The organism is Streptomyces sp. NPDC008137, assembly GCF_042957035.1.
In the GTDB taxonomy this organism is placed as follows: Bacteria; Actinomycetota; Actinomycetes; order Streptomycetales; family Streptomycetaceae; genus Streptomyces.
Window position 1 is genome coordinate 112,309 of record NZ_JBIBHN010000024.1, and the last position, 20,272, is coordinate 132,580.

Sequence of the window (20,272 nt, forward strand, 5' to 3'; positions counted from 1 at the left end):
AGGGGCATGACCGGACGCCCACCACGCAACGCTTGAAACGTCAAGCGAACTTAGCCGTCCCACGCGCCCCACGTGTACTCCGATCGCAGTACATCCGTGTGGAGATCGGGCAAAGAACGCGTACTGGTGAGTACGGCGTCACGCTCCGGTGGCCTGCACGACCCCGGCGCCCGGCGCGGGCCCGGACGCCCCGCGCACCGCGCGGCAGGTGCCGGACGACCGCAGAGCCTCGGCCACCGCCGACGCCGACTCCGGGTCGCGGACGAGGAACGCCGTGGTCGGGCCGGAGCCGGAGACCAGGGCGGCGAGGGCGCCCGCGGCACGGCCGGTGGCCAGGGTGCCGGCGAGGTCCGGGTAGAGGGACAGGGCGGCGGGCTGGAGGTCGTTGGAGACGGCGGCGGCGAGCGCGTCCGGGTCGCCCTTCGCCAGGGCCGCGAGGAGTTCCTGGGAGGCGACGGGGTCGGGGATGTCCGTGCCCTCGCCGAGCCGGTCGAACTCGCGGAACACGGCCGGGGTGGACAGGCCCCGCTCGGCCATGGCGAACACCCAGTGGAAGGCGCCGCCGACCTCCAGGGGCGTCAGCTGCTCGCCCCGCCCGATGCCGAGGGCCGCCCCGCCGACCAGGCTGAACGGCACGTCGCTGCCCAGCTCGGCGCAGATGTCGAGCAGTTCGTCACGGGAGGAGCCGGTCTCCCACAGCGCGTCGCAGGCCACCAGGGCGGCGGCGCCGTCCGCGCTGCCGCCCGCCATGCCGCCGGCGACGGGGATGTCCTTGGCGATGTGGACGTGGACGTCGGGGCCGCGGCCGTACCGCTCGGCCAGCGCGATCGCCGCCCGGGCGGCCAGGTTCGTACGGTCCAGGGGGACCAGGTCGGCGTCCGGGCCCTCGCAGGTGACGCGGAGTTCGTCGGCCGGGGTCACGGTGACCTCGTCGTAGAGGCTGACGGCGAGGAAGACGTTGGCCAGGTCGTGGAAGCCGTCGGGGCGGGCGGGGCCCACCGCCAGCTGGACGTTGACCTTGGCGGGGACGCGGACCGTGACGCTCACACGGGCTCCTTCTCCTGGTGCTGGTTCGCCTTGTGCTCGGCGATACGCGCGAACTCTTCCACGGTCAGTGACTCGCCCCGGGCCTGCGGGGAGACCCCGGCGGCGACGAGGGCCGCCTCCGCTGCGGCGGCGGAACCGGCCCAGCCGGCGAGCGCGGCCCGCAGCGTCTTGCGGCGCTGGGCGAAGGCGGCGTCGACGACGGCGAAGACTTCCTTCTTCGAAGCCGTCGTCTTGATCGGCTCGGTGCGGCGGACGAGGGAGACCAGACCGCTGTCGACGTTGGGCGCGGGCCAGAACACGTTCCGCCCGATGGCGCCGGCCCGCTTGACCTCGGCGTACCAGTTGGCCTTCACGGAGGGCACGCCGTACACCTTCGAGCCGGGGTCGGCGGCGAGGCGGTCGGCGACCTCCGACTGGACCATGACGAGCGTGCGTTCGATGCTCGGGAAGGTGGCGAGCATGTGCAGCAGAACCGGGACGGCCACGTTGTAGGGCAGGTTGGCGACCAGCGTGGTCGGGGCCGGGCCCGGCAGCTCCGTGACGTGCATCGCGTCGGAGTGGACGAGGGCGAACCGGTCGGCGCGCTCCGGCATGCGGGCCGTGATGGTCGCGGGCAGCGCGGCGGCGAGTACGTCGTCGATCTCGACGGCCGTGACGTGGTCGGCGGCCTCCAGCAGCGCGAGGGTGAGGGACCCGAGGCCCGGGCCGACCTCGACGACCACGTCCTCGGGGGTCACCTGTGCGGTGCGGACGATGCGGCGGACGGTGTTCGCGTCGATCACGAAGTTCTGGCCGCGTTGTTTGGTGGGGCGTACGCCGAGGGCGGTCGCTAGTTCGCGGATGTCGGCGGGGCCGAGGAGGGCGTCGGGGGTGGGGCTGGTCACGGGGACAAGGGTACGGGGGGTTTTACGGGGGTCGGTTTCCTGGTTGCTCTGCGTTGGGGCTGGGGGCGGGGGGGTCGCAGCCCGGCGGAGCGGGGTGCTCGGCGTCGGTGCTGGGGGCGGGGGGTTCGCAGCCCGGCGGAGCGGGGTGCTCGGCGTCAGTGCTGGGGGCGGGGGGGTTCGCCGCCCGGCGGAGCGGGGCGCCGCTGCGCCCACCCGTGCCGCCCTGGGGGTACCTCCCAGGCCCTTAAGGCACTGGGGGAGGCACGCATGCCCGCAGCTAAGGCGGCGGGGGGCATCAGCCGTGCAGGCGGGCGCCGCAGTGGGGCCATGGGCTTGCGCCCCGGCGTACGTACAGCTTCTTCGCTCGGTAGGTCTGTTCCGCCGCCGGAGCGTCCTGGGGGCGGCCGCTGCCGCCGAGGGACTGCCAGGTGTGGGTGTCGAACTGGTAGAGGCCGCCGTAGGTGCCCGAGGAGTCGACCGCGTCGGGGCGGCCGCCGGACTCGCAGGCGGCGAGGCCCTGCCAGTTCAGGTGGTCGGCGCCCTGCACGGACGTCGGCCGGGGCTTCGTGCCGACCTTCACCTCCTGGGTGCGCGGCTCGCGCACCACCTCGGCCCTGATCCGGCGCGGCTTCTGCTTGACGCCGTTGACGGTGCGCAGGGAGTACGTGACCCGCCGCAGGCCGGCCTCGCCGGCGCGCTCCACCACCTCCGTGCCCTGGAACAGGGTCGGGTCCTCGCTGCGCCGCGTCTGGAAGGGGATCTGCTCCTCGCGGACCTCCTTGCCGCCGGTGATCCGCAGCACCGTGACGGTCTGCCCGTCGCGCGGGAAGCTCCCCTGCGGCACGGAGGTGGTGTCCTGGCCGCGCAGGGTGATCCCGGCCTCGTCCACGGCCTCCCGCACGGTCGCCGCGTTGGTGCGGACGGTGCGGGCCCGGCCGTCCGCCATGATCGTGACCGTGCGCTCCGTCCGCACGTCCAGCGCGAGCCCCTCGCGGCCGATCTGCCGGGAGCGCGAGGTGGACAGGTACGCGCCCTCCTGACGCACCCCCAGCTCTCGGAGCGCCCCCGCCACCGTGTGTGCCGTCGTCCACACCTCGCGCCGGTGCCCGTCGAGGGTGAGCCGCACGGGACGGGCGTAGTGCACGGCGACCTCGTCGCCGCTGGCGATCTCCGTGCCGGGCCCGGGTGCCACCACGTCGTGGGCGCCGACCTCGACGCCCTCCTCCGACAGCAGCTCGGTGACGTCGTCGGCGAAGGTGTGCAGCGTGCGTGCCTTGCCGTCGACGTTCAGCTCGATGGCCTTGTCCTTGGCGACGAACGCCGTGGTGCCGCCCGCCAGGAAGGCGACGACCAGGGCCTGCGGGAGCAGCCGCCGCATGGAGCCGTCCGGGCGCTCGGCGTACCGCGCCTTGCGTCGGCGCGCGGACCGGCGATGCGAGCCGGTGCGCGCCGCGGCGCGCGAACCGGCGCGGGCTTCGGCCCGGACTTCGGCGCGCGACTCCGCCCGCGTGGGGCGCGCGACGGAGGGCGGCGCGTCCACCGGGGCGCCGTGCCGGGGCGGCGGCACCTCATAGGCGGGCCGGTAGGTGTCGTCGTGGACACCGTCGAAACCGCCGTACTCCGGCTCGGCGCAGGCCGGGCCGTACGTCTCGTACTGCGAGTTGCTCACGCCGACACGCTCCAGGGGCCGGAGGGGGTCCAGAGGGGTCCGGATCGGGCCCCCAGAACCTAGCGGAGCGGCCGTCACTCTCCAAAGCGACGCGACTACGCACAGTCGTGCGGTGAGGTCGGCGGGGTGGGTCAGTAGCCGAAGGCGCGTGCCGTGTTCGCCGCGAGTGCCGTGGCCAGCGTGTCCTCGTCGACGCCTCGCACCTCGGCCATGGCCCGGACCGTGATCGGCACGAGATAGGGGGCGTTGGGCCGCCCGCGGTACGGCGCCGGGGTGAGGAAGGGCGCGTCCGTCTCCACCAGCAGCAGCTCCGGCGGGGCCACCGCCACCGCGTCCCGCAGGTTCTGGGCGTTCTTGAAGGTGACGTTGCCCGCGAAGGACATGAAGTAGCCCGCGCTCGCGCAGATCTCCGCCATCTCGGCGTCGCCGGAGTAGCAGTGGAAGACGGTCCGCTCGGGGGCGCCCTCCTCCTTCAGGACGCGCAGGACGTCGGCGTGGGCCTCGCGGTCGTGGATGACCAGGGCCTTGCCGTGCCGCTTGGCGATCTCGATGTGGGCGCGGAAGGACCTCTCCTGCGCCTCCTTGCCCTCGGGCCCGGTGCGGAAGTAGTCGAGGCCCGTCTCACCGACGCCCTTGACCTGCTCCAGCGCGGCGAGCCGGTCGATCTCGGCGAGCGCGTCGTCCAGCGCCGCCGGTCCGCCCGGCTCGCGCGCGCCTTGCCTCGACCAGCCGTCGGGATCGCCGTGCACGATGCGCGGGGCCTCGTTCGGATGCAGGGCGACCGTCGCGTGGACGGCGTCGTACGCGGCTGCCGTCTCGGCGGCCCAGCGCGAGCCCTTGAGGTCGCAGCCGACCTGCACGACCGTCGTCACTCCGACCGAGGCCGCCTTCGCCAGCGCCTCCTCGACCGTGCCGGACTGCATGTCCAGGTGGGTGTGGGAGTCGGCGACCGGCACCCGGAGAGGGTCGGGGAGCGGGGGCGCGGCGTGCTTGCCGGAGTCGTTCGAAGGCATGCCCCGATCCTACGAAAGGAGTACGCCCTCCCCGATGGGGGAGGACCGGGGAGGGCGTCGGACAAGGGGAGCCGGACGGGTCAGCTCGCCTTGCGCTGGAAGGGGTGCAGCAGGTCGGACAGATGCCAGTGGTGCTCACCCTCGTCCCGCTCGGCCTCCGCCGCCGCCTCGGGCGCCTCCACGGGCCCGCCGGGCGGCGGCACGCGGCGGGGCCTGCGCGTGGCGTTGCGCGCCGACTCGACCCGCCCGGGCCGCATGATCCGTACGACGTGGCCGTCACAGTTCTGGCACGTGGGCTTGGACAGGGGCGAGGGCACGACCTTGCCGTCCGCCACGTAGAGGACGAACTCGTGTCCGGCGGCGTCCGTGTGGTGCTCTATCTCGTACGACTGCTCCCAGCCGTGCCCGCAGCGCATGCACGCGAAGGAGTACGACTCGTTGACGACGGCGGTCGCACCGGCGCGGAGCCCGGTCTGCCCTGCGATCTCAGTCATGCCAGCTCCTGTTGTCCGCTGTGGCGTGAGGACGATTCCGTCCCCGCAACCCAGTGGACTCCTCCGCCGGACCGAAGGCACCAGACCTGTCGACTATTGGCGCCGATTTGGTCGTTCCTTGCCCCAGCACCCTTCCTGCTTTGCCCACCCATGGGGCGCACGCTCATTCGACATGCGCCCTGCTCAGAGGGTGTTCACGCCCCCCTTAGGGACGCGCCCCCTCAGGGGCGCGGGGAACTGCGCGACCAGCCACAGACAACCGTCAGCCGGCATTCTTGGCAGCGACCACGGCATCGAAGACCTGCCGCTTCGGCACCCCGGCCTCCACCGCCACCGCGGCGATCGCCTCCTTACGCCGCTCTCCCGCCTCCTCCCGCACCCGGACCCTCCGCACCAGCTCCTCGGGCCCGACATCCTCCGCCCCTGGCGCGGGCGCCCCCTCCACCACCACAGTGATCTCCCCGCGCACCCCCTCCGCGGCCCAGGCAGCCAGCTCCCCCAGCCCCCCGCGCCGAACCTCCTCGTACGTCTTGGTCAGCTCCCGGCACACCGCGGCCCGCCGCTCCGCTCCGAACACCTCGGCCATCGCCGCCAGCGTGTCGTCGAGCCGGTGCGGAGCCTCGAAGTAGACGAGCGTGCGCCGCTCCCCGGCCACCTCCCGCAGCCGCCCCAGCCGCTCCCCGGCCTTGCGCGGCAGGAACCCCTCGAAGCAGAACCGGTCGACGGGCAGCCCCGACAGCGCGAGCGCGGTGAGCACGGCGGACGGCCCGGGCACGGCGGTGACCCGTATGTCCCGCTCGACGGCGGCGGCGACCAGCCGGTACCCCGGGTCGGACACCGACGGCATCCCGGCGTCCGTGACCAACAGCACGCGCGCCCCACCCGCCAGCTCCTCGACCAGCTCGGGCGTCCGCGCGGCCTCGTTGCCCTCGAAGTACGACACGACCCGCCCCTTGGGCGTGACGCCCAGCGCCTGGGTGAGCCGCCGCAGCCGCCGGGTGTCCTCGGCGGCGACGACATCGGCTCCGGCCAATTCGTCGGCGAGCCGGGGCGGGGCGTCCGCGATGTCGCCGATGGGGGTACCTGCGAGTACGAGGATTCCAGTCACCTCACCATCCTCCCAGGGGCGGAGGATGCGGACGCATACCGGCCATGCACGGGACTCACACAGAACGGTTCCCTACGATGGCGCGGTGACCAGTACCGCGTCCTCCACGGACACCCGGCAGGGCCAGGCGCCCCACGAGCAGCGGCCGTCCTGGCAGCAGCGGCTGCGCCGCTTCGGCTACCAGGGGCAGCCCAGAAGCGACGCCCGCGACGTCCGGGACCGCCTGGTGCCGCCGTACACCGAGCCGAGCCCGCGCCTGTGGGCGGCGCTCGGCGTCCCGCACACCCTGGCGGTACGGCTGGTGCGCTGGTCGGCCTGGATCGGCCCGCTGCTCGTCACGCTGCTGGCGGGCGTGCTGCGGTTCTGGAACCTGGGCCATCCCAAGGCGGTGATATTCGACGAGACGTACTACGCCAAGGACGCGTGGGGTCTGGTCCACCGCGGGTTTGAGGTCAACTGGGACAAGAACGCCAACGATCTGATCCTGTCGGGCGGGCACGTCACGATCCCGGGGGACGCGGCGTATGTCGTGCACCCGCCGGTCGGCAAGTACGTCATCGGGATCGGCGAGCTGCTGTTCGGCTTCGACCCCTTCGGCTGGCGCTTCATGACGGCGCTGCTCGGCACGCTGTCCGTGCTGATGCTGTGCCGGATCGGCCGCCGGCTGTTCCGCTCCACCTTCCTGGGCTGTCTGGCGGGCGCGCTGATGGCGGTGGACGGCCTGCACTTCGTGATGAGCCGCACGGCCCTGCTCGACGGCGTGCTGATGTTCTTCGTGCTGGCGGCGTTCGGCTGTCTGCTCGTCGACCGCGACAAGGCCCGCGCGAAACTCGCCGCGGCGCTCCCGGTGGACGCCGACGGCCGGGTCCGGCCCGACCGGCACACGGCCGAGACGGCCCGGCTGGGGTGGCGCCCCTGGCGCTGGGCGGCGGGTCTGATGCTGGGTCTGGCCATCGGCACGAAGTGGAACGGCCTCTACATCCTGGCCGCGTTCTGCGTGATGGCGGTCCTGTGGGACGTCGCCTCGCGCCGGGTGGCAGGCGCCCGGCACCCGTACTCGGCGGTCCTCAGGCGCGACTTGGGCCTCGCGTTCCTCGCCACGGTCCCGGTCGCCGTCGTCACCTACGTCCTGGCCTGGACGGGGTGGATCTTCTCCGCGACCGACGGCTCCGGCGGCTACTACCGCAACTGGGCCGCGACCAGCGGCAAGGGCGGCAGCTGGACCTTCCTGCCGGACTGGCTGCGCAGCCTGTGGCACTACGAGCACCAGGTGTACGAGTTCCACGTCGGCCTGTCCTCGCCGCACACGTACCAGTCCAACCCGTGGAGCTGGCTCGTCCTCGGCCGCCCGGTGTCGTACTTCTACGAGTCCCCGGCACCCGGCAAGGGCGGCTGCCCGTCCGACGCGGGCGGGAAGTGCGCCAGCGAGGTGCTCGCCCTCGGCACACCGATGCTGTGGTGGGTCGGCTGCCTCGCGGTCCTCTACGTGCTGTGGCGCTGGCTGTTCCGGCGCGACTGGCGCGCGGGCGCCATCGCCTGCGGCATCGCGGCCGGCTACCTGCCCTGGTTCATGTACCAGGAGCGCACGATCTTCTTCTTCTACGCCGTCGTGTTCCTGCCGTTCCTGTGCCTGGCGGTGGCGATGCTCCTCGGCGCGATCATCGGCCCGCCCCGCTCCTCCGACGCCCGCCGCGTCGCGGGCGCCACGGGCGCGGGCGTCCTGGTCCTGCTGATCGCCTGGAACTTCATCTACTTCTGGCCCCTGTACACGGGCACCACCATCCCCATCGACGACTGGCGGGCCAGGATGTGGCTGGATACCTGGGTCTGACCTACGTTTCGGTCAAGAATCGAAACACCCGTACCTGTAGTAACCGCTTCCCCCATAGAGTGCTCCCGGGATCGAGCTTTCTGAACGCGTTCAAAGGAGCGCGTGGAGGCTCAACGGGGAGAGGACGGCCTGATGGCCAAGGGGGTCAAGGTCGCTGTCATAGGCGGCGTGTTCGCGGTGATGGTGGGTGGGGCCGGGTACGGCGCCTTCAACATCGTGAGCGCGCTGACCGGCGACGGGGGCGGCACGAGCGGGGTGGCGGCGGAGAAGAAGTCGGGGCCGCCCGGCGAGGACGAGGTCGAGGAGACCACCGCCGAGTTCTTCGCGGCCTGGGAGAAGGGCGAGGCCGCGCGGGCGGCGTCGTACACGAACAACGACGCGGCCGCCGAGCAGCTGCTCTCCGCCTTCGGAGACGACGCGCACATCAAAGACGTGAAGATCACGCCCGGCAGGGCGAGCGGCACCACCGTGCCGTACACGGTGAAGGCGAAGGTGGCCTACGACGGGAAGTCGAAGCCGCTGAGCTACCGGAGCGAGCTGAAGGTCGTGCGCGGGCTCACCACCGGGCGGGCGCTGGTCGACTGGCAGCCCGCCGTCGTGCACCCCGAGCTGAAGAAGGACGACACACTCGTCACCGAGAAGTCGGCCAACCCGCCCATCGAGGCCGTCGGCCGTGACGGCACCGAGCTGACGAAGGAGAAGTACCCCTCCCTCGGCCCGGTCCTGGACGCCCTGCGCGCCAAGTACGGCAAGGAGGCCGGCGGCACCCCAGGCGTCGAGCTGGTGATCCGGCACGCCGGCGAGGGCGCCCCCGACACCCCGCTGCTGACCCTCGCCAAGGGCAAGCCGGGCAAGCTGTTCACCACGATCAGCCCGAGCGCCCAGGCGGCGGCCGAGACGGCGGTCAAGAAGTTCGCCCAGTCGTCCGTAGTGGCCGTCAAGCCCAGCAGCGGCGAGGTCCTGGCGGTGGCCAACAACCGTACGGACGGCTTCAACGCGGCCTTCGAGGCGCAGGCCGCCCCCGGCTCCACCATGAAGATCATCACGGCCGCGATGCTCATCGACAACGGCGTGACCTCGATGAACGGCCCGGCGCCCTGCCCGGACACTGCCGTGTGGCAGAGCCAGACCTTCAAGAACCTCACCGGCATGAAGGCCGATGAGGACGCCACGCTCGCCAACAGCTTCATGCGGTCCTGCAACACCGCCTTCATCAAACTCATCGACGAGAAGCCCCTCACGGACGCCTCACTGACGGAGGAGGCCGAGCGGCGCTTCGGGCTCGGGCAGGACAACTGGAAGACCGGCATCGTCTCCTTCGACGGCAGTGTCCCCGCGGTCGACGGACCGGACCGGGCGGCCGGCGCGATCGGGCAGGGCCAGGTCCAGATGAGCCCGCTGAACATGGCATCGGTGACCGCGACCGCTATCACCGGCAGCTTCCGCCAGCCCTATCTCGTCTCGCCGGAGCTGGACGGCCGGCAGCTCGCGCAGGCCGAGGGGCTGCGGGCGAACACCGCCGCCCAGCTGAAGCAGATGATGCGGCTCACCGCCACGCAGGGCACCGCCGCGGCGGCCATGCGGGGACTGGGCGGAGACATCGGCGCCAAGACCGGTTCCGCCGAGGTCGACGGCAACGCCAAGTCCAACAGCTGGTTCACCGGATTCCGGGGTGACGTCGCGGCGGCGGCCATGACCGAGGAGGGCGGGCACGGCGGCGACGCGGCCGGTCCGATTGTCGCAGCCGTGCTACGAACGGGTGGCTGATCTCACCCGGGCAGGACGGGACCCTAGGGTGGTGGGCGTCGTTGGGACAGCTGAGGGCAACGGGGACCCTGGGGATTCGCGGAGGAACGGACAGCAGTGGGCAACAGAAGGCGCGTCGCCGAGCGACGGAAGACCAGACCCGCCGTGATCGGCGGGGTGATCGCCGTGGTCGTCGGCGGTGCCGGGTTCGGCGCCTACGCCCTGTTCGGCGGCGGAGCGGCCGCCGACGACGGGACCCGGGCGTCATCGGACGGGAAACCCGAGGTGAAGACCGGGCCGCTGTCGGCAGCCGAGGTCACCACCACCGCCCGCGCCTTCCTCACCGCCTGGCAGTCCGGGAAGGTCCCGCGGGCCGCCGCGGCCACCGACGAGGCGGCCGCGGCGACGGCCCTGCTCACCGGCTACGCCAAGGACGCCCGGATCAAGGACGTCACCCTCACCCCGGGCAAGCCCACCGGTGACAAGGTGCCGTTCTCCGTCAAGGGCACCGTGGCGTACAAGGACACCGAGAAGCCGCTGGCCTACGAGAGCGCGCTGACCGTCGTGCGCCGCACCAGCGACGGAAAGCCGCTGGTGGACTGGCACTCGGCGGTCGTCCACCCGGATCTGAAGGACGGCGACAAGCTGGTCACCGGCGAGGCGGGCACGCCCCCGGTCAAGGCGCTCGACCGGGACGGCGGCGAGCTGACGAAGCAGAAGTACGCTTCCCTCGGTCCGGTCCTGGACGGCCTGCGCGAGAAGTACGGCAAGGAGGCCGGCGGCAAGGCCGGTATCGAGCTGCGGGTGGTGCGCGGGAAGTCCGCGAAGGCGGACGACCTCTCCGACAAGACCCTGCTGGAGCTGAGCGAGGGCACGCCGGGCACGGTGAAGACCACGCTGGACCCCGCCCTCCAGGCGGCGGCCGAGAAGCAGGTCGCGAAGAAGGCCAAGTCGTCGGTGGCCGTCATGCGGGCCTCGACCGGTGAGATCCTGGCCGCCGCCAACGCCTCGCCCGGCTTCAACACCGCCTTCCAGGGCTCGCTCGCGCCCGGCTCCACGATGAAGGTCATCACCGCCTCGCTGCTGCTGGACAAGGGCCTGGCCTCGGCGGACAAGAAGCACCCCTGCCCGAAGTACTTCACGTACGGGCACTGGAAGTTCCAGAACGACGACAAGTTCGAGATCAAGAACGGCACGTTCAAGGCGAGCTTCGCCCGCTCCTGCAACACGGCCTTCATCAGCCAGGCGCCGAAGCTCAAGGACGACGACCTGACCAAGCAGGCCCAGCAGGTCTTCGGCCTGGGGATGAACAACTGGGCGATCGGGGTGCCGTCCTTCGACGGCGCCGTGCCGGTGCAGTCGGCGGCCCAGATGGGGGCCTCGCTGATCGGGCAGGGCGGGGTCCGGATGAACCCGCTGAACATGGCGTCGGTGTCGGCGACGGTCAAGTCCGGCACCTTCCACCAGCCGTATCTGGTCTCCCCCGACGTGGATGACCGTCAGCTCGCGAAGGCCTCGCGCACGATGTCGGCGGGCACGCTCTCGCAGCTGCGTGAGCTGATGTCGTACACGGCCGCCGCCGGGACGGCGGCGGAGGCGATGTCCGGGGTCGGCGGCGATGTCGGCGCCAAGACCGGGTCCGCCGAGGTCGACGGGCAGAAGAAGCCGAACGGCTGGTTCACCGCCTACCGGGGCGACCTCGCGGCAGCGGGCGTCGTCCAGCAGGGCGGCCACGGCGGCTCGACGGCCGGGCCGATCGTGGCGGCGCTGCTGAAGGCGGGGAGCTGACCGGGAAGGTCAGTGGGTGACCGGGAAGGTCAGTGGGTGACCGGTTCCGCGGCGGCCATATAGGTCCGCCGCAGGAACCGCAGCAGCGCCTGCCGTTCGAACTGCACCACCAGCACTCCCTGCGGGGAGTGGAACTCGACGACGGCCTGCACCCGGCCGCACGGCCACACCCGCACCTCGCCGCTGCCCGCGGGGGCCCGCAGCCCCTCCTCCAGAAGGTCCCGGCCGAAGGTCCACTCGCCGCCCCCGGGACCCGGCAGCATGATGCCCACCGAGCGGGGATCGCGGTCGGGGTCGTACCGCAGCGTGACCGGAATCGCCTCCAGCTCATCGATCAACGGGACGACCGCGTCCGTGACGACGTGGGCTCGCGCGTACTGCTCGACTACGGACATCGGACGGCCCCTTCACCGTGCGCAATCTGCGTGGAAACTATGCGTCCACTTCCTCTCCAATGTCGCATATTTTCCGGATTGCGCCCTCGGAGCCCGGACATATCGCGGGTGAGATAAGACAAGTGTCACGCTCTTGCAAAGCATTCGCATCAAGCCACATCATCGAATCGTGCATGTACCTGACGGATTCATCGACGCCCCCATCTCCGCCGCCACCGGTGTGATCGCCGCGGGCGCCGTCGCCGTGAGCCTGCGCGGAGCGCGGCGCGAACTCGACGAGCGCACCGCCCCGCTGGCCGGCCTCGTGGCGGCGTTCATCTTCGCGGTGCAGATGCTCAACTTCCCCGTCGCGGCGGGGACCAGCGGCCATCTGCTCGGCGGCGCGCTGGCCGCGATACTCGTCGGCCCCTACACAGGGGTCCTGTGTGTCTCCGTCGTCCTGCTCATGCAGGGCCTGCTCTTCGCGGACGGCGGTCTGACCGCGCTCGGCGTGAACATCACCAACATGGCGATCGTGACCGTGGTCGTCGCCTACGCCCTCTTCCGCGGCCTGGTGAAGGTGCTTCCCCGCACCCGGCGGTCGGTCACCGCGGCCTCGTTCGTCGCCGCCCTCGTCTCCGTCCCGGCCGCCGCGCTGGCCTTCACGCTCATGTACGCGATCGGCGGCACCACCGACGTGTCGATCGGCAAGGTCGCCACCGCCATGGTCGGCGTGCACCTGCTGATCGGCATCGGCGAGGCCGCGATCACCGCGCTGACCGTCGGCGCGGTCATCGCCGTACGCCCGGACCTGGTCTACGGGGCGCGCGGCCTCACGCGGAAGCTCAAGCTGCGGGTGCACGGCGAGCTGGTCGACGCTCCCGACGCCGAGCCCGAGCCCGTACCCGCCGCCGCCCGGACCTCGCACCGCCGTGTGTGGGCCGCGGGCCTGGTCACCTCCCTCCTCCTGGCCGGATTCGTCAGCTTCTACGCCTCGGCCGACCCGGACGGCCTGGAGAAGGTCGCCACCGACCACGGCATCGACAAGAAGGCCGAGGAGCACGCCGGGGCCGATTCCCCGCTCGCCGACTACGGCGTCAAGGATGTCGACGACGCCCGCCTGTCCGGCGGGCTGGCGGGCGTCATCGGCGTGGGAGTCACGGTGGCCGCGGGCACCGGGGTCTTCTGGGCCGTACGCCGTCGCGGTTCGGACGACACCTCCCCCACGGACACCACCTCGTCGACCACGAGCGTCTGACATGGGTGCGGGGCACGCGCACAAGCTCTACCGGCACGGGCACTCGCCCGTGCACGGACTGCCGCCGCACACCAAGCTCGCCGCGGTGTTCGCCTTCGTACTGGTCGTGGTGTCGACGCCGCGCGAGGCGATGTGGGCGTTCGGGGGGTACGCGGTCCTGCTGGGCGTCGTCGCGGGCGTCGCGCGCGTGCCCGCCGGGTTTCTGCTCCGGCGGCTGCTGATCGAGGTGCCGTTCGTCGCGTTCGCGGTGCTCATGCCGTTCGTCGCGGAGGGCGAGCGGGTCGACGCCCTCGGGATGTCCCTGAGCGTCAACGGCCTGTGGGGCGCCTGGAACGTGCTCGCCAAGGGCACGCTCGGCGTCGCGGCCTCGGTGCTGCTGGCCGCCACGACCGAGCTGCGCGAACTGCTGCTGGGCCTGCAGCGCCTCAAGCTCCCGCCGCTGCTCGTGCAGATCGCGTCCTTCATGATCCGCTACGGCGACGTCATCACCGACGAGATGCGGCGCATGCGGATCGCCCGGGAGTCCCGCGGCTTCGAGGCGAAGGGCGTCAAGCACTGGGGCGTGCTCGCCAAGTCGGCCGGCGCGCTGTTCATCCGCTCCTACGAGCGCGGCGAGCGGGTGCACCTGGCCATGGTCAGCCGCGGCTACGCCGGCTCCATGCCCGTCATCGACGAGGTGACCGCGTCCCGGGCGCAGTGGTCGTACGCCCTGGCCCTCCCGGGCGCGGCCCTCGTCGTCTGTCTGCTGGGGTGGAGCCTGTGACTGCTTCTCTCGAGGTCTCGGGCCTCGCCTTCGCCTACCCCGACGGCCACCAGGCCCTCTTCGGTGTCGACTTCTCGGTAGCGCGCGGTGAGCGGGTCGCGCTGCTCGGGCCGAACGGCGCCGGCAAGACGACCCTCGTGCTGCACCTCAACGGCATCCTGACCGGCGGCGCCGGCACGGTGAAGGTCGCCGGGCTGCCCGTGGACAAGCGGAACATGGCCGAGGTCCGGCGCCGGGTCGGCATCGTCTTCCAGGACCCGGACGACCAGCTGTTCATGCCCACGGTCCGGGAGGACGTGGCGTTCGGGCCCGCGGCGGCCGGGCTGAAGGGGCCGGAGCTGGAGGAGCGCGTGCAGCGCGCGCTGGAGCGGGTCGGCATGGCGGAGTTCAAGGACCGGCCCCCGCACCACCTCTCCTTCGGCCAGCGCCGCCGGGTGGCCGTCGCGACCGTGCTGGCGATGGAGCCGGAGATCCTCGTGCTGGACGAGCCGTCCTCCAATCTCGACCCGGCCTCGCGGCGCGAACTGGCGGACATCCTGCGCTCCCTGGACGTGACCGTGCTGATGGTCACGCACGACCTGCCCTACGCCCTGGAGCTGTGCCCGCGCTCCCTGATCCTCAGCGACGGGGTGATCGCGGCCGACGGGCCGACCGGCGAGCTGCTCTCCGACGAGGAGCTGATGCGGGCCCACCGTCTGGAGCTGCCGTTCGGTTTCGACCCGCGTTCCGTCCCGGCGGCTCCGGCCCGTCCGTGACAATGGCCGCGTGACGAACGAGGAGAGCGACGGATCGCCACGGCTGGACGACCAGCTGTGCTTCGCGCTGTACGCCGCCCAGCGCGCGGTGACGGCCGCGTACCGCCCGCTCCTCGACGACCTCGGCCTCACCTATCCCCAGTACCTCGTGCTGCTGGTCCTCTGGGAGCGCGGCGAGACCACGGTCAAGGAACTGGCCGCTGCCCTGCGCCTCGACTACGGCACGGTCTCGCCGCTGCTGAAGCGGCTGGAGGCGGCGGGTCTGCTGCGGCGCGAACGGTCGGCGCGGGACGAGCGGTCGGTGCTCGTGGCCGTGACCGGGCGCGGGGAGGAACTCCGGGAGCGCGCGGTGTGCGTGCCCGGCGCGCTGCTCACGGCGACGGGACTGGACGGCACGGAGATCGCGCGGCTCCGCGAGGAGCTGTGGCACCTGGCCGAGAAGGCGGAGTCGGCGGCCGATCGGGCCCGCTGACCGCGGGGTTACCCCGGGTTGCGACCCCCTGGTGGCGCAGGCCGGTTACTGGCCAGTACCTTGTGCACGATGTGTTTGTGCACACTTGGTTCCGGGGGAGGACAGCATGACTGACGGCCCCGCCGTCGACACCCGCCCGACGAAGATCATGTACGTCGCGGAGGCCACCGCCCACGGCGGCCGTGAGGGCTACGTCACCAGCCAGGACGGCCAGATCGAGCTCAAGGTCGCGATGCCCCCGCAGCTCGGCGGCGACGGCAACGGCACCAACCCGGAACAGCTCTTCGCGGCCGGCTACAGCTCGTGTTTCCACAACGCCCTGATCCTGGTCGGCAACCGCGAGGGCTACGACCTGGCCGGCTCCACGGTCGCCGCGAAGGTCGGCATCGGCCCCAACGCGCAGCACGGCTACGGCCTCGCGGTCGCCCTCAGCGTCTCCCTCCCGGTCGTCGACCCCGACCTCGCGACCAAGCTGGTGGACGCGGCCCACGCGATCTGCCCTTACTCGAACGCGACCCGCGGGAACATCGACGTGACCATCCTGCTTGGCTAAGGGGGCACCGCAGTACGGCAGCAGGACGAGGAGTACGGACGTGGACGTGAACGGCACAGTCGCCGAGGGCTTCGAGCCGGTCAGGGAAGCGTTCGTACGGAACTTCGAGACGCTCGGGGAGCGGGGCGCGTCGGTCGCCGTCTACCGGGACGGGCAGCGGGTCGTCGACCTGTGGGCCGGCACGAAGGACGTCGACGGCACGGCCCCCTGGGAGCACGGCACCGCCCAGGTCGTGCGCTCGGCGACGAAGGGCGTGGCCGCCGCCGTACCGCTCCTGCTGCACCAGCGCGGACAGCTGGACCTGGACGCGCCGGTGGGCCACCACTGGCCGGAGTTCAAGGCGCGGGGCAAGGAGCGGGTACTGGTCAGGCACGTCCTGAACCACCGGGCCGGACTGCCGGTCCTCGACCACCCCCTCACCCCCGAGCAGGCCCTCGACCCGCTGCGGGGCCCCGCGGCCATCGCCGCCCAGGCGCCCGCGTGGGAGCCCGGCACCGACCACGGCTACCACGCGCTCACCTACGGCTGGATGCTCGACGAACTGGTGCGGCGGGTGACCGGGCAGGGCGCGGGCGAGTGGCTCGCGGCACAGGTCACCGGCCCGCTGGGCCTGGACCTCTGGCTGGGGCTGCCCGGGTCGGAGGCCCACCGGGTGGGACGCGCGGGCCGCGTCGAGGGCCCCGAGCCGGCCGGGGGCCTGCGCGCCCGCCCGAAGCGCTCGGTCACCGAGGCCTACGAGGACCCGGCCTCCCTCACCCGCCGGGCCTTCGCGGCGATCACCCCGTTCCCGGACCAGAACGACCCCGCCTACCGCGCGGCGGCCCTGCCCGCGACCAACGCCGTCGCGACGGCGGACGGACTGGCCCGCTTCTACGCGACGCTGATCGGCGACACGGCCGGCGCCGGGCGCCTCTTCACACCGGAGACGGTCGACATGGCCCGGGCCGAGGAGTCGGCGGGCCCCGACCGCGTCCTGGTGGTCGGCACCCGCTTCGGCCTCGGCTACATGCTGCACGGCAGCGCGTCGCCGTTCCTCACCCCGGGCTCCTTCGGCCACCCGGGCCGCGGCGGCGCCCTGGGCTTCGCGGACCCCGAGTCCGGGATCGCCTTCGGCTATGTCACGAACGGTCTCCGCAAGACGGTGACGGCGGATCCGCGGGCCCAGGGCCTGGTACGGGCGATACGGCAGGCCCTCGGCAGCTGACTAGACGTGGATCGGGTGGGAGATCCGCCCGGACGCCTGGTCGATCTCCTCGTGCGCTTTGGTCAGCAACTGCATGGCGAGTTCGTTGAGCGCCCTCGCGCCGGCGATCTCCTCCCCGACCCTCGGCTGATTTACGTCGGTCCGGTGCCGGCTCGCGTGGCCGTGCGCCCGTACCTCGGTGCCGTCGGGCAGCCGGACCAGCGCGACCGCCCGCGTGCGCTGGTCGTCCTCCATGAACTCCAGCTCCACATGCCATCCCGTTGTCGTGTGCATCATCTGGATCACCTCCGGAACGCCTAGTTCCAGGGTGCTCCTCGCACCGGCGGGGGTCTATCCGGCGTGCAGCATCAGTCCGATCCCGACGACCAGGAGCCCGGCGGCCGCGATCCTCGGAGCGCCGAAACGTTCCTTGAAGAACACGGCTCCTATCGCCGCGCCGACGATGATCGACGACTCGCGCAGGGCGGCGATGGGCGCGAGCTCGGCCTTGGTCTGGGCCCACAGGACGAGGGCGTAGGCGGCGACGGAGAGGGCGGCCCCGACCAGCCCGATCGCGGCGAAGGGCCGCAGAACGGCCACCGTCTCCCCCTTCCAGCGCCACGCCGCGTACGCGGGGATGACGACCCCCTGCACGGCCATCAGCCAGGCGATGTACCCGAGCGGGGAGCCCGAAGCGCGCACGCCCAGCCCGTCCACCACGGTGTACACGGCGATCGTCAGCCCGGTCGCCAGGGCCGCCCCGATCGCCGCCCAGTCGGGCCGCCGCCCGCGCAGCCCCCACAGGGCGACACCGGTCAGCCCCGCGCACGACAGGGCGATACCGGCGGCGGCCCACCCGTCGGGCACCTCGTGGGCGAAGAGCGCGGCGAGCAGGGTCACGACGAGGGGCGCGGTGCCGCGCGCGATGGGATAGGCCTGCCCGAAGTCGCCCAGCCGGAAGGACTTCATCAGCAGCGCGTAGTAGGCGATGTGGACGGCGGCGGAGCTCAGCAGATACGGCCACGCCCCGGCCGCCGGAAACGCCACGAACGGCGCCAGCGCCAGGCCGATCAGCACTCCACCGCCCGAGATCAGCGCGAAGCCGGCCAGCTTGTCGGTGATCTTGTGGGCGATCGCGTTCCAGCTGGCGTGGGTGACGGCGGCGAGCAGGACGGCGCTGGTGACCAGCGGTGTCACGAGGTGCGCTCGCGCACGTCCACCAGGGTGGCGTCGGCGTGGGCGACGAGGTCGCGGGGTGTCATGGGGAACACGGTGTACGGCGTCCCGGCCGCTGCCCAGACGACCTCGTGCTCCAGCAGGGAGCGGTCGGCGAGGACGCGGGTCTGCGTCCGGTGCCCGAAGGGCGGCACGCCGCCGATGGAGTACCCGGTGGTCTCGCGAACGACGTCCGCCTTGGCCCGGGTCACCTTGTCGGCGCCGAGCTCCTTCCGGACGAGGTCGAGGTCGACGCGTGACGAGCCGTCCATGAGCACCAGCACGGGCACCCCGTCGGCCGCGAAGATCAGCGACTTGCAGATCTGGCTCAGCTCACACCCGAGGGCGGCGGCGGCCTCGGCGGCGGTACGGGTGGCTTCCGGGAAGCGCCGGACCCGGCTCACGACCTCCCCGAGCCCGAGGTCACGCAGGGCCTCGGCGAAACGGGGGTGTGCTCCGGAGTTGTCGGCGTCAGTGGCGGCTGTCGTCATGCGGGGCACGCTACTGGTAGGTGTACGAGCCACGCGAGGCGGTTTCAGCCAGTGGCGTCCTCCGGCCGGACGTCCGCGAACTCCCACCAGGCGAGCGGCAGCCAGTCCCCGTCGACGAAACCGTCCACGGATCCGCCGGTGCCCTGGATGGCCACGCGGGTGCCCACCGGGTACGTCGTACCGGACAGTCCGGGGACCGCCACGAGCAGGGTGCCGATGCGTCGAGACAAAGCCGTACTTCCTTTCTCCTCTGGGTGCAAATCGTCTCATCATGCACCAGCCTGGTATATGAGCCACGGCACAGTGGGAGGTGCTTCACGATGAGGGCAGTCGTTTACAAGGGCCCCTTCGAAGTAGCGATAGAGCAAGTGGAGGATCCACGGATACAGCACCCGAACGACGTGATCGTCCGCGTCACTTCAACCGCGATTTGCGGCTCCGACCTGCACATGTACGAGGGCCGCACGGCCGCGGAGCCCGGGATCGTGTTCGGTCACGAGAATCTGGGGGTCGTCGAGGAGACAGGAGAGGGAGTCACCACCCTGAGCAAGGGCGACCGGGTGGTCATGCCGTTCAACGTGGCCTGCGGCTTCTGCAAGAACTGCGTGTCCGGCTTCACGGGCTTCTGCCTGACGGTGAACCCGGGCTTCGCCGGCGGAGCCTACGGCTATGTCGCCATGGGCCCCTACACGGGCGGCCAGGCGGAGTACGTACGGGTCCCGTACGCCGACTTCAACTGTCTGAAGCTCCCCGAGGGCACCGAGAAGGAGACGGACTTCGTCCTGCTCGCGGACATCTTCCCGACGGGCTACCACGGCAACGAGCTGGCGGACGTACGCCCCGGCGAGAGCGTCGCCGTCTACGGCGGCGGCCCGGTCGGTCTCATGGCGGCGTACTCGGCGATCCTGCGCGGCGCGAGCAAGGTCTTCGTGGTCGACCGGGTGGCGGAACGCCTCCAGAAGGCCCGCGAGATCGGCGCGACCCCGATCGACTTCACCCAGGGCAACCCGGCGGAGCAGATCAAGGAGCAGACCGACGGCCAGGGCACGGACAAGGGCATCGACGCGGTCGGCTACCAGGCCCAAGCGCAGGGCGAGGACCGTGAGGAACCGGCGATCGTGCTGAACTCCCTCGTCGAGACGGTCCGCCCGACGGGCGCGCTCGGCGTACCGGGCCTCTACGTCCCCCGCGACCCGGGCGGCCCCGACGAGTCGGCCAAGCAGGGCATGCTGATGGTGTCCATCGGACGCCTCTTCGAGAAGGGGCTGCGGATGGGCACGGGCCAGTGCAACGTCAAGCGGTACAACCGCCACCTGCGGGACCTGATCATCGAGGACCGCGCGAAGCCGAGCTTCGTCGTCTCCCACGAGCTGCCGCTCGACCAGGCCCCGGGCGCGTACGAGAAGTTCGACAAGAGGGTCGAGGGCTACACGAAGGTGGTCCTGCATCCACAGGCGGCGTGAGAAAGCCGAGGTCGGGGCCGCCCGCTTCTTTGCCAGTGTCGTGCTTCCACGAGCCGAGTAAAGGGCGCTACGCGTCGGCTTCGCCGATCGGCCTGCGGCCGACCCTTGACTCACCTCGCTCCAGCACGGGTGAGAAGCGAGCGAGCGGCCCGGAGAGAGCGGGTG

21 protein-coding genes are annotated in these 20,272 nt (G+C 71.9%); 10 read left to right on the forward strand and 11 right to left on the reverse strand.

Features of this window, described 5'->3' with window-relative positions:
- Positions 1-138: 138 nt before the first annotated feature.
- From ACFZBT_RS30020 to rsmI, 6 genes are all read right to left on the reverse strand, one after another.
- The gene (locus ACFZBT_RS30020; protein WP_391109958.1) at positions 139-1,047 is read right to left on the reverse strand and encodes a 4-(cytidine 5'-diphospho)-2-C-methyl-D-erythritol kinase; all 909 of its coding nucleotides are present in this window, start codon (positions 1,045-1,047) and stop codon (positions 139-141) included.
- Positions 1,044-1,931, reverse strand: coding sequence for a 16S rRNA (adenine(1518)-N(6)/adenine(1519)-N(6))-dimethyltransferase RsmA (gene rsmA / locus ACFZBT_RS30025; protein ID WP_391109961.1), 888 nt, complete (start codon positions 1,929-1,931; stop codon positions 1,044-1,046). The genes ACFZBT_RS30020 and rsmA overlap by 4 nt, the downstream gene beginning before the upstream one ends.
- Before the next feature lie 295 nt (positions 1,932-2,226).
- Positions 2,227-3,600, reverse strand: a complete 1,374-nt coding sequence (locus tag ACFZBT_RS30030) for a ubiquitin-like domain-containing protein (protein WP_391109964.1) — start codon at positions 3,598-3,600, stop codon at positions 2,227-2,229.
- Positions 3,601-3,731: 131 nt separating this feature from the next.
- A complete protein-coding gene (locus tag ACFZBT_RS30035; protein ID WP_391109967.1) occupies positions 3,732-4,613 on the reverse strand; it encodes a TatD family hydrolase in 882 nt (293 codons plus the stop codon).
- Positions 4,614-4,693: 80 nt separating this feature from the next.
- Positions 4,694-5,107 (reverse strand): hypothetical protein, encoded by a 414-nt coding sequence (locus ACFZBT_RS30040; protein WP_391109970.1) that lies wholly within the window; start codon positions 5,105-5,107, stop codon positions 4,694-4,696.
- Between the two features lie 262 nt (positions 5,108-5,369).
- Positions 5,370-6,215, reverse strand: a complete 846-nt coding sequence (rsmI, locus tag ACFZBT_RS30045) for a 16S rRNA (cytidine(1402)-2'-O)-methyltransferase (RefSeq protein WP_391109973.1) — start codon at positions 6,213-6,215, stop codon at positions 5,370-5,372.
- Positions 6,216-6,300: 85 nt separating this feature from the next.
- Between rsmI and ACFZBT_RS30050 the strand changes: the two genes are divergently transcribed.
- The 3 genes from ACFZBT_RS30050 (at position 6,301) to ACFZBT_RS30060 (ending at position 11,580) form a co-directional block, all read left to right on the forward strand.
- Positions 6,301-8,046 (forward strand): phospholipid carrier-dependent glycosyltransferase, encoded by a 1,746-nt coding sequence (locus tag ACFZBT_RS30050; RefSeq protein ID WP_391109976.1) that lies wholly within the window; start codon positions 6,301-6,303, stop codon positions 8,044-8,046.
- 132 nt (positions 8,047-8,178) lie between these two features.
- Positions 8,179-9,813: a penicillin-binding transpeptidase domain-containing protein gene (locus ACFZBT_RS30055; protein WP_391110019.1), complete on the forward strand. Its 1,635-nt coding sequence runs from the start codon at positions 8,179-8,181 to the stop codon at positions 9,811-9,813.
- A 96-nt stretch (positions 9,814-9,909) separates the two neighbouring features.
- Positions 9,910-11,580: a penicillin-binding transpeptidase domain-containing protein gene (locus tag ACFZBT_RS30060; RefSeq protein ID WP_391109979.1), complete on the forward strand. Its 1,671-nt coding sequence runs from the start codon at positions 9,910-9,912 to the stop codon at positions 11,578-11,580.
- 29 nt (positions 11,581-11,609) lie between these two features.
- On the opposite strand, the gene ACFZBT_RS30065 is transcribed toward ACFZBT_RS30060, so the two are convergent.
- The gene (locus ACFZBT_RS30065; protein WP_391109981.1) at positions 11,610-11,975 is read right to left on the reverse strand and encodes an SsgA family sporulation/cell division regulator; all 366 of its coding nucleotides are present in this window, start codon (positions 11,973-11,975) and stop codon (positions 11,610-11,612) included.
- Positions 11,976-12,144: 169 nt separating this feature from the next.
- On the opposite strand from ACFZBT_RS30065, the gene ACFZBT_RS30070 reads away from it, so the two are divergent.
- From ACFZBT_RS30070 to ACFZBT_RS30095, 6 genes are all read left to right on the forward strand, one after another.
- The gene (locus tag ACFZBT_RS30070) at positions 12,145-13,212 is read left to right on the forward strand and encodes an energy-coupling factor ABC transporter permease (RefSeq protein WP_391109984.1); all 1,068 of its coding nucleotides are present in this window, start codon (positions 12,145-12,147) and stop codon (positions 13,210-13,212) included.
- A gap of 1 nt (position 13,213) precedes the next feature.
- Complete coding sequence (gene cbiQ, locus ACFZBT_RS30075) at positions 13,214-13,975, forward strand: cobalt ECF transporter T component CbiQ (protein WP_391109987.1); 762 nt, start codon at positions 13,214-13,216, stop codon at positions 13,973-13,975.
- The gene (locus ACFZBT_RS30080) at positions 13,963-14,730 is read left to right on the forward strand and encodes an ATP-binding cassette domain-containing protein (protein ID WP_391109990.1); all 768 of its coding nucleotides are present in this window, start codon (positions 13,963-13,965) and stop codon (positions 14,728-14,730) included. The genes cbiQ and ACFZBT_RS30080 overlap by 13 nt, the downstream gene beginning before the upstream one ends.
- Positions 14,731-14,740: 10 nt before the next feature.
- The gene (locus ACFZBT_RS30085) at positions 14,741-15,202 is read left to right on the forward strand and encodes a MarR family transcriptional regulator (protein ID WP_391109992.1); all 462 of its coding nucleotides are present in this window, start codon (positions 14,741-14,743) and stop codon (positions 15,200-15,202) included.
- A 106-nt stretch (positions 15,203-15,308) separates the two neighbouring features.
- On the forward strand, positions 15,309-15,755 hold the full coding sequence (locus tag ACFZBT_RS30090; protein WP_391109995.1) for an Ohr family peroxiredoxin: 447 nt from the start codon (positions 15,309-15,311) through the stop codon (positions 15,753-15,755).
- Positions 15,756-15,795: 40 nt separating this feature from the next.
- Entirely contained in the window at positions 15,796-16,959 is a 1,164-nt protein-coding gene (locus tag ACFZBT_RS30095) for a serine hydrolase (RefSeq protein ID WP_391109998.1), read from the forward strand.
- On the opposite strand, the gene ACFZBT_RS30100 is transcribed toward ACFZBT_RS30095, so the two are convergent.
- The 4 genes from ACFZBT_RS30100 to ACFZBT_RS30115 are packed head-to-tail and all read right to left on the reverse strand — an operon-like array spanning position 16,960 to position 18,874.
- On the reverse strand, positions 16,960-17,235 hold the full coding sequence (locus ACFZBT_RS30100; protein WP_391110000.1) for a dsRBD fold-containing protein: 276 nt from the start codon (positions 17,233-17,235) through the stop codon (positions 16,960-16,962).
- A 54-nt stretch (positions 17,236-17,289) separates the two neighbouring features.
- Entirely contained in the window at positions 17,290-18,135 is an 846-nt protein-coding gene (locus tag ACFZBT_RS30105) for an EamA family transporter (RefSeq protein WP_391110003.1), read from the reverse strand.
- Positions 18,132-18,644, reverse strand: a complete 513-nt coding sequence (locus ACFZBT_RS30110; RefSeq protein WP_391110006.1) for a YbaK/EbsC family protein — start codon at positions 18,642-18,644, stop codon at positions 18,132-18,134. Before ACFZBT_RS30110 ends, ACFZBT_RS30105 begins: the two co-directional genes overlap by 4 nt.
- 44 nt (positions 18,645-18,688) lie before the next feature.
- Complete coding sequence (locus tag ACFZBT_RS30115; protein ID WP_391110008.1) at positions 18,689-18,874, reverse strand: hypothetical protein; 186 nt, start codon at positions 18,872-18,874, stop codon at positions 18,689-18,691.
- A gap of 90 nt (positions 18,875-18,964) precedes the next feature.
- On the opposite strand from ACFZBT_RS30115, the gene ACFZBT_RS30120 reads away from it, so the two are divergent.
- Positions 18,965-20,107, forward strand: a complete 1,143-nt coding sequence (locus ACFZBT_RS30120) for an alcohol dehydrogenase catalytic domain-containing protein (RefSeq protein ID WP_391110011.1) — start codon at positions 18,965-18,967, stop codon at positions 20,105-20,107.
- Positions 20,108-20,272: the final 165 nt, after the last annotated feature.

Coding starts and splice junctions, on each gene's coding strand:
- ACFZBT_RS30035 (WP_391109967.1), bottom strand. CDS start 4,613: ATGCCTTCGAACGACTCCGGCAAGCACGCCGCGCCCCCGCTCCCCGAC.
- ACFZBT_RS30040 (WP_391109970.1), bottom strand. CDS start 5,107: ATGACTGAGATCGCAGGGCAGACCGGGCTCCGCGCCGGTGCGACCGCC.
- ACFZBT_RS30055 (WP_391110019.1), top strand. CDS start 8,179: ATGGCCAAGGGGGTCAAGGTCGCTGTCATAGGCGGCGTGTTCGCGGTG.
- ACFZBT_RS30065 (WP_391109981.1), bottom strand. CDS start 11,975: ATGTCCGTAGTCGAGCAGTACGCGCGAGCCCACGTCGTCACGGACGCG.
- cbiQ (WP_391109987.1), top strand. CDS start 13,214: ATGGGTGCGGGGCACGCGCACAAGCTCTACCGGCACGGGCACTCGCCC.
- ACFZBT_RS30090 (WP_391109995.1), top strand. CDS start 15,309: ATGACTGACGGCCCCGCCGTCGACACCCGCCCGACGAAGATCATGTAC.
- ACFZBT_RS30100 (WP_391110000.1), bottom strand. CDS start 17,235: ATGATGCACACGACAACGGGATGGCATGTGGAGCTGGAGTTCATGGAG.
- ACFZBT_RS30110 (WP_391110006.1), bottom strand. CDS start 18,644: ATGACGACAGCCGCCACTGACGCCGACAACTCCGGAGCACACCCCCGT.
- ACFZBT_RS30120 (WP_391110011.1), top strand. CDS start 18,965: ATGAGGGCAGTCGTTTACAAGGGCCCCTTCGAAGTAGCGATAGAGCAA.